This is a genomic window from Sulfurovum zhangzhouensis (assembly GCF_030347965.1).
Classification (GTDB): Bacteria; Campylobacterota; Campylobacteria; order Campylobacterales; family Sulfurovaceae; genus Sulfurovum; species Sulfurovum zhangzhouensis.
Map to the genome: position 1 here is coordinate 1 of NZ_JAQIBD010000008.1, position 2,141 is coordinate 2,141.

Consider the following 2,141-nt stretch of genomic DNA (forward strand, 5'->3'; position numbering starts at 1 on the left):
CGTTAGACTCTTAACAATAGTAAGTTAAAAAACATTTAGACGATATGTCTAATAGAAATACTCACAAAAAATACTTCTATTAAACATATGGTGGGCGTACCAGGACTTGAACCTGGGACCTCACCCTTATCAGGGGTGCACTCTAACCAGCTGAGCTATACGCCCATATGATGTAATGTCAAAGACCCTAATGATCTTAGACAACCAAACATAAGCTAAGCAATAAACCAAGTCCATTTGAATGTTGAGTTCATACTCTGTGAGAAGTATGAACTGTATACTCTTGAAAGGAGGTGATCCAACCGCAGGTTCTNTAAGCAATAAACCAAGTCCATTTGAATGTTGAGTTCATACTCTGTGAGAAGTATGAACTGTATACTCTTGAAAGGAGGTGATCCAACCGCAGGTTCTCCTACGGTTACCTTGTTACGACTTCACCCCAGTCGCTGATTCCACCGTGGAGGGTAGCCAGTTTAGCTTCCCCGCTTCGGGTGAAATCAACTCCCATGGTGTGACGGGCGGTGAGTACAAGACCCGGGAACGTATTCACCGTAGCATGGCTGATCTACGATTACTAGTGATTCCAGCTTCATGCACTCGAGTTGCAGAGTACAATCCGAACTGAGAGTAGGTTTATAGATTTGCTCCACCTCGCGGTATTGCGTCTCATTGTCCTACCCATTGTAGCACGTGTGTCGCCCTAGCCGTAAGGGCCATGATGACTTGACGTCGTCCTCACCTTCCTCCTCCTTGCGAAGGCAGTCTCACTAGAGTCCTCGGCCGAACCGTTAGTAACTAGTGACGAGGGTTGCGCTCGTTGCGGGACTTAACCCAACATCTCACGACACGAGCTGACGACAGCCGTGCAGCACCTGTTTTCAAGTTCCCCGAAGGGCACCAGTCCATCTCTGGTCTGTTCTATCAATGTCAAGGCTAGGTAAGGTTCTTCGCGTATCTTCGAATTAAACCACATGCTCCACCACTTGTGCGGGTCCCCGTCTATTCCTTTGAGTTTTAATCTTGCGACCGTACTCCCCAGGCGGAATGTTTAATGCGTTAGCTGCATCACCGAATAGACTAGCTACCCGACGACTAACATTCATAGTTTAGGGCGTGGACTACCAGGGTATCTAATCCTGTTTGCTCCCCACGCTTTCGCGCCTCAGCGTCAGTACTGTTCCAGAAGATCGCCTTCGCTTTTGGTATTCCTAGTGATCTCTACGGATTTTACCCCTACACCACTAATTCCATCTTCCCCTCCCAGACTCTAGTTTGACAGTTTTGGATGCAGTTCTACGGTTGAGCCGTAGGCTTTCACATCCAACTTATCAAACCGCCTGCGCGCGCTTTACGCCCAGTGATTCCGAGTAACGCTTGCACCCTCCGTATTACCGCGGCTGCTGGCACGGAGTTAGCCGGTGCTTATTCATATAGTACCGTCATTATCTTCCTATATAAAAGGAGTTTACACACCGAAATGCGTCATCCTCCACGCGGCGTTGCTGCATCAGGGTTTCCCCCATTGTGCAATATTCCCCACTGCTGCCTCCCGTAGGAGTCTGGACCGTGTCTCAGTTCCAGTGTGGCTGATCATCCTCTCAGACCAGCTAGGCGTCATAGCCTTGGTGAGCCATTACCTCACCAACAAGCTGATACCATATAGCCCGATCCCTTGGCGAAAAAACATTTCCCGACTTACATTAAGTAAGAAGGAGTATGGGGTATTAGCAGTCGTTTCCAACTGTTATCCCCCTCCAAGGGGCACATTAGCTATACATTACTCACCCGTCCGCCACTTAGCTGACAGTCAAAGCAAGCTTTGACCCGTTCTCGTTCGACTTGCATGTGTTAAGCACGCCGCCAGCGTTCACTCTGAGCCAGGATCAAACTCTCCATTAAAAATGAATGGCTTGAACCATTGTCAAAGAATCACTTAAAAAATTTCTAATTTAAGTTTAACTCTTTCTATCACCTTTTTATTAAAAGGTGCAAAAATTAAATCTCAAATAGACGTTGATTTATTTACTTATATTTGGTTGTCAAAGATCATTCACTCGCACTCTCTGGGCTAACTCAGCCTAGGTCTCTGTGTTTGTGGACGGGAATTATAGACAAAAACTCCTTTGTTGTCAAGGGTTTTT

At 46.8% G+C, this 2,141-nt stretch carries 1 tRNA gene and 1 rRNA gene; both read right to left on the bottom strand.

The annotated features are described in order from the left end of the window. Positions 1-88: 88 nt before the first annotated feature. Positions 89-165: transfer RNA gene (locus tag PGH07_RS11370), tRNA-Ile, on the bottom strand. Positions 166-384: 219 nt separating this feature from the next. Next, a 16S ribosomal RNA gene (locus PGH07_RS11375) occupies positions 385-1,899 on the bottom strand. Positions 1,900-2,141: the final 242 nt, after the last annotated feature.